The organism is Erwinia persicina NBRC 102418, from assembly GCF_001571305.1.
Classification (GTDB): domain Bacteria; phylum Pseudomonadota; class Gammaproteobacteria; order Enterobacterales; family Enterobacteriaceae; genus Erwinia; species Erwinia persicina.
The window spans coordinates 1-5,246 of the sequence record NZ_BCTN01000044.1; the positions used below are offsets into that span (position 1 = coordinate 1).

General features: G+C 53.9%; 4 protein-coding genes and 3 pseudogenes. 5 read left to right on the forward strand and 2 right to left on the reverse strand.

Annotated features, from left to right (window positions below):
• Positions 1 to 59: 59 nt before the first annotated feature.
• Positions 60 to 388 (reverse strand): annotated as a pseudogene (locus EPE01S_RS22375) (Tn3 family transposase); the annotation flags it as partial.
• Between EPE01S_RS22375 and EPE01S_RS22380 the strand changes: the two are divergent.
• The 4 genes from EPE01S_RS22380 to EPE01S_RS22395 are packed head-to-tail and all read left to right on the forward strand — an operon-like array spanning position 367 to position 4,163.
• Positions 367 to 1,029 (forward strand): recombinase family protein, encoded by a 663-nt coding sequence (locus EPE01S_RS22380; protein ID WP_062749604.1) that lies wholly within the window; start codon positions 367 to 369, stop codon positions 1,027 to 1,029. The pseudogene EPE01S_RS22375 and the gene EPE01S_RS22380 overlap by 22 nt on opposite strands.
• Before the next feature lie 55 nt (positions 1,030 to 1,084).
• On the forward strand, positions 1,085 to 1,489 hold the full coding sequence (locus tag EPE01S_RS23175) for a PAAR domain-containing protein (RefSeq protein ID WP_255210178.1): 405 nt from the start codon (positions 1,085 to 1,087) through the stop codon (positions 1,487 to 1,489).
• A 14-nt stretch (positions 1,490 to 1,503) separates the two neighbouring features.
• A complete protein-coding gene (locus tag EPE01S_RS22390; RefSeq protein ID WP_062749606.1) occupies positions 1,504 to 3,033 on the forward strand; it encodes a lipase family alpha/beta hydrolase in 1,530 nt (509 codons plus the stop codon).
• Positions 3,030 to 4,163 (forward strand): Tli4 family immunity protein, encoded by a 1,134-nt coding sequence (locus tag EPE01S_RS22395; RefSeq protein WP_062749609.1) that lies wholly within the window; start codon positions 3,030 to 3,032, stop codon positions 4,161 to 4,163. Before EPE01S_RS22390 ends, EPE01S_RS22395 begins: the two co-directional genes overlap by 4 nt.
• A 238-nt stretch (positions 4,164 to 4,401) precedes the next feature.
• Here the strand turns inward: EPE01S_RS22395 and EPE01S_RS23180 are convergent.
• Positions 4,402 to 4,904: pseudogene (locus tag EPE01S_RS23180) on the reverse strand (Tn3 family transposase); the annotation flags it as partial.
• On the opposite strand from EPE01S_RS23180, the pseudogene EPE01S_RS24015 reads away from it, so the two are divergent.
• A pseudogene (locus EPE01S_RS24015) lies at positions 4,880 to 5,246 on the forward strand (hypothetical protein); the annotation flags it as partial. The pseudogenes EPE01S_RS23180 and EPE01S_RS24015 overlap by 25 nt on opposite strands.

Sequence of the window (5,246 nt, forward strand, 5' to 3'; positions counted from 1 at the left end):
TTAAGCCATTCTCTTGCCTTGCACATGGGGTCAGTTTGGATATCGAAAATTATTGTACGTTAAGGTTGTTTTTTGACCTTCATACTTTAGCTGGCCTCAGCCGACGAAACTTACCGAAAGCCGGTATCCGGTTGCTTTTCCAGATATAATTGCCTGTCAGATTGATGTGTTCCCGGCCTAGCGGGGACAAATGCGACAGCAGTTGCTCGTTCATCTTCACCCCTTTACGCTTCAGGGCATCGACCGCTCTTTCCATATAGACGGTATTCCACAGCGAGATAGCTGCCGTCAGCAGCGTCAGTCCACTGGCGCGGTAGCTCTGCTTTTCCGGTTTACGATCCCTGATTTCACCCAGACGGTGCAGGAATATCGCACGCGCCAGCGCGTTACAGGTTTTTAAGGGCATCGACAGAAGATCAGTTCGCCGATCGGGCAAAAGAGATGCTGAAGCAGTTCGTTCAGGAGCGGGGGCATAAAATAGCCAGTTATTACAGGGAAAATATCAGCGGTACAAAACTTGATCGCCCTGAGCTGGGGCGCTTACTGATGGACAGTCACCACAATGATATTTTGCTGGTCGAGCAGATAGACCGCCTGACCCGTCTGAGCAACAGCGACTGGATGACGCTGAAAAAGCAGATCGAGCAACACGAGCTGCGGATTGTCAGCCTGGATGTGCCCACCTCATGGCAGGCGCTGTCAGATAAAGCCCCCTCGCAGGCTGACCCAATCACCCGCGCTGTGATAACCGCCATCAATAACATGCTTATCGACCTGATGGCTGCGATGTCGCATAAAGACTGGCTGAGCCGCCGCCAGCGCCAGAAGCAGGGAATTGAACGGGCGCATACACTGGGAAAATACCGGGGAAAACAGGCCGATCAGGAGCGACATCAGAAAGTCCTGTACTACCGGCAGGTCAAGAAACTGAGCATCCGTGAAACGGCAGACGCGACAGGGTACAGCCCCTCCCAGATATGCCGCATTCAGGCACTGTACCGGCAATCACAAACGGGTGATTTTGGTTAAGTTGTGATTGTTGTATGATGCCGGTGAGGATAACCGCTTATATATTGAGGGATTAATGATGGCAAGAGCACTGGCCTGCCTGGGCGACAAAACAAGTTATGGAGAAATTATTTCTGCCACTGCGACCTGGTTTGAGGGAAATAAAGCAATAGCCCGGATCGGCGACAAGGCATCATGCAGCAAATGCAACGGGTATTTTGAAATTCTGGCCTCCGCACAGGACCGGGCAGAAGAAGGCAAAGCGTATGCGGCCACAGGTGACAGAGTGCTGTGCCATTGCCCCGATCACTATGTTTACGGTTCAGCCACGCAGTCTGTCAGCACAGGCACTGGCTCTCTGACCTCCCGCAATACCCGTCAGTCGCCTGTCCCGGCGCAGCAGGCACAGGATTCCGGCGCCCGGAACTGTATTCGCTTTCAGTGTGCCGGTGACGATGGCCAGCTAATCAACGAAGAATAACAGGAAGTTAGCGCATGGACGACAATGAAAACAGTGCTTATCACCGGCCAGTGTGGGATGACGACGGGCGGTTTCATTATGAAATCATTCCCCAGGCGAAAGAAAAAAATTACGTGGCGCTTTGCCTCGTGCCGCCTGAAAAGGTGATCCCGGTGATTTTTATTCCGGGGGTGATGGGGTCAAACCTGAAAAACGGAAAGAGTGAAGTCTGGCAGTTCAGCGCTTCTTCGCTTAAAAAATGGCCGCTTGCGGGTCCGGAGAAAAGGAAGTTTCTACTTGATCCGAAGTCCACGACGGTGGACGACGGCGGGGAGATTTTAAACGACGGGGCGGACGGTAAAAAATTCCCCTCGCGGCGGGCGCGTGGATGGGGAAGCGCGTTTTACAAGAGCTACGGGGAAGCGCTTGACCGGCTGCAGTACCTGCTCAGCGACGACGACATCCTGATGGATAATTACTTCAGGGAGGCGCAGCTGCAAACGGCGCGGCAGCGTTTTACCGGCGTCAGGATAGGCGACGAGCCGGCGGAACAGGTGCTGACGGAAGAAGACACGGCGCACGGGCACCGGTTTTTATATCCGCTTCACGTTTTTGGTTACAACTGGCTGCAGTCCAATGCGGACTCGGCGACGCTGCTGGGAACGTATATCCGCAGGGTGCTGGGGGGTTATCACGGCCGCCTGGCGGTGAACAAGGTCATTCTGGTCACGCACTCGATGGGGGGGCTGGTTGCGCGGCACTACTCGGAAAACATGAACGGACAGGAAAATATTCTGGGGATGGTGCACGGCGTGATGCCGGACCTTGGCTCCCCGGCGGCGTACCGCCGGATGAAAACGGGCGAGCGCGGCGTAACGGGGATGATTATCGGGGACAGCGCAGAAAAGCTGATGCCGGTGCTGGCCCAGTCGCCCGGTCCGTTACAGTTGCTGCCGGGCAAGGCTTATGGTCCGGGCTGGCTGAAAATAGAGGGCAGCAGTCAACGCATGTCCCTGCCGGTCGATGACCCGTATGAGGAAATTTACCTGAACAAGACGGCCTGGTGGCGGCTGTGTGAGCAGGATTTACTGCTGGATAACACTGCTGATGAATGGAGCAAATATGAGTCGAGGATAAGTAAATACGTTAAAGAATTTATCGAAGAGTTGAACGGTAAATATCACCCGCAGACCTGGCTGTTTTACGGCGCGAGCGCGGACAATAAGTCTGACGCGTTCCTGACGTGGAAAGAACGCCCGGTTCTGCCCCCCGTGCCGGTGATGGGCTATCCGGAGCCATCGTCGCCGGCGTACCGGTATGATGCAGGAAAAACCTTTGAGCTGATCTCAGCGGGGACGCCCGGCGACGGCACGGTGCCGGTGACGGCCATCCGTACCACCTCCCCGCGAATTCGCGGCGTACTGGCAACTGATGTTGACCATGAGGGAGCCTATGCAGTAGACCCCGTGGACCGCTCCCGCTCGGTTTACAGCGACCTGTCCGATGCCCTGATGTTCACGGTCCGCTCGGTGGTGAAAATCGTGCAGCAGGTGCCGGTCCCATGAAAAAATTCCCGCTTCCCCTGCTTATCCCGCTGGCGATGCTGCTGCTGGCGGCAGGATTCTATATTCACAACTATGTGACGTTTGTGCACACGCCACCGGCGTTAACGGACAAGGAAAAACGTATGGTCGATACCCTGTTTACCACCACGAAAGCCCAGTGCGTGGGGCGCTACGTGTTTGAGGTGCCTGCCTCTTTTGAAAACACCCTGACGGACCGCGCCCAGATTAATGAGATCAGCATCAGCAGCAAGCGGCTCTACCGTCCGGCGTTTGAACAGCGTATCCGGCTGCGGGAGGAGGCATTACAGAACGGGCATACGGTGAGAGCAGTCGATCAGCCTTTTCTCAAGCAGGTGTATCGGCTGAGTGAGAACGCGGTGATCTTTGATCGTAATGAAAATGAGAGTGTGCCCGGGTTCGGCCGCATTCTGGAAGGACACCTGTACGTTGACGGGGTGGCGTTTATTCTCACTCAGGAGATTCTTGATTACTCCGATCCACGTTTTGCCAAAGAGCGTGCATTTTATTTGCGGGATGAGGCCGGAAGACCCGCCTGGATGGCGAATAACAAGCCTCAGAAACTGGCTGAGTTACAGGACTTAATGTCCCGTCTGAGGGGGCGAAAAGACGATGACATCCCGGCACAGCCGGGAACCTGTATTTCAGAAGGGTTTATCCGTGATGGAAGTGCGGAGCCGAAGGAGGATATTACCTTTGTCTATCCGCATAATCCGGTCTTTTCTTTTGTTGTATGGAGTAATAATAACCTGAAAGAAAGCACAAACATGCTGGAACGAAGCGGTGAAATCCAGTCTTATATCAGCAGCATAAACGGACGGACGTTGCGAAAGGGTAAAACGCAGATTGCTGGCTTTGATACCAGCGAATGGCTTATCACTGCTCCGCCAGAAAAATCATCCGATAATTCGCCCGGACAATTACAGTTATTGTTCACTGCTGTAGCCAATGAGAAAACGGCGGATTTCAGACATCCAAATCTTGACCTGACGTTAAGTAACGAGAGCCTGCCTACAGGCAGCGATAGCCTACCAACTTACAGCGATGCCGAACTGGTGGAGATATGGAACCGTATTACCCGTTCTTTCCGTCTCAGGAACAATGCGTTCTGAGCAAAATATCTTCGCAGACGGAAAGGCGCTTCTGGAGATCCTTTGTGGCTGCGCGCAATCTTCTGTCCAGAAACGAAAAAACCCGCCTTGCGGCGGGTTTTTTGCCGAACCAATAGTTGGGGAACTGTTGATTCGGATGGTAGCAGGGTGTACAAGCCCGCTGAAACCAAATTCGTCCTTTCAGTTTAGCCCTGGTTGGGGTTCGAGGGCCAATGATGTAAAAAAACACACGAAGAATTTAATTGATTTTTTTATTGAAATTTAATGATCTTAACTCGCCCTTCAGAATATCTTCCGGTAATGAAAACGTATAATGTCCCAGCATATTTATATGGCCATATATCAGCGGCGATAATCTTGCCAAATGCTCCTTCTCAGGCGTTTCCCCCGATTTGCGAAGATGTGACAACGCCTCCTGCATGTAAAGTGTGTTCCACAGCACCACCGCATTGGTCACAGGCCCAGGGCACCTGGTTGATCTTCCCGCCCTTCACGGCAGCGTTTTCTAATCTCACCTCGTTGTCCGTAGCAAATGGTTCGAGCCACTGCATGGCGTCCTTCTCCCCGGTTGAGCTGAGTGAGTATCCGACGCCGGTAATCCTCATCATCGATATAGTTGAGAAGATACAAAGTCTTGTTTACCCGGCCCACTTCAATAATCGCCTGAGCCAGACCTGATGGCCGGCTACTTCTTAACAGTGAACGAATAAGCTCTGATGCATGGATGGTCCCAGGCTTTAGTGGTGCTGTATTGCCTGATGCTGCCGCTGCTGGCGACGCTGGCTGATATCCGGTTACTGGCCGCCAGCCTGTTTGTCTTTGGCACGGGGATTGGGCTGGCTGATGTGGCGATGAACGTCCAGGGAACGCTGGTCGAGCAGGCTGCGGATAAGCCCTTAATGTCAGGGTTTCACTGCCTGTGGAGCGTCGGCGGCATTGCCGGGGCCGGTGGGGGCGCGCTGCTGCTCGGGGCAGGATCGCCCCGCAGACGGCGACCTTCTGGGCATCGCAGGGTATCTGATAGTGGTGCTGGTACCCGGCTGGACGATGGCGCTATGCGGCTTTGCTCTCGTGGGTATTGGC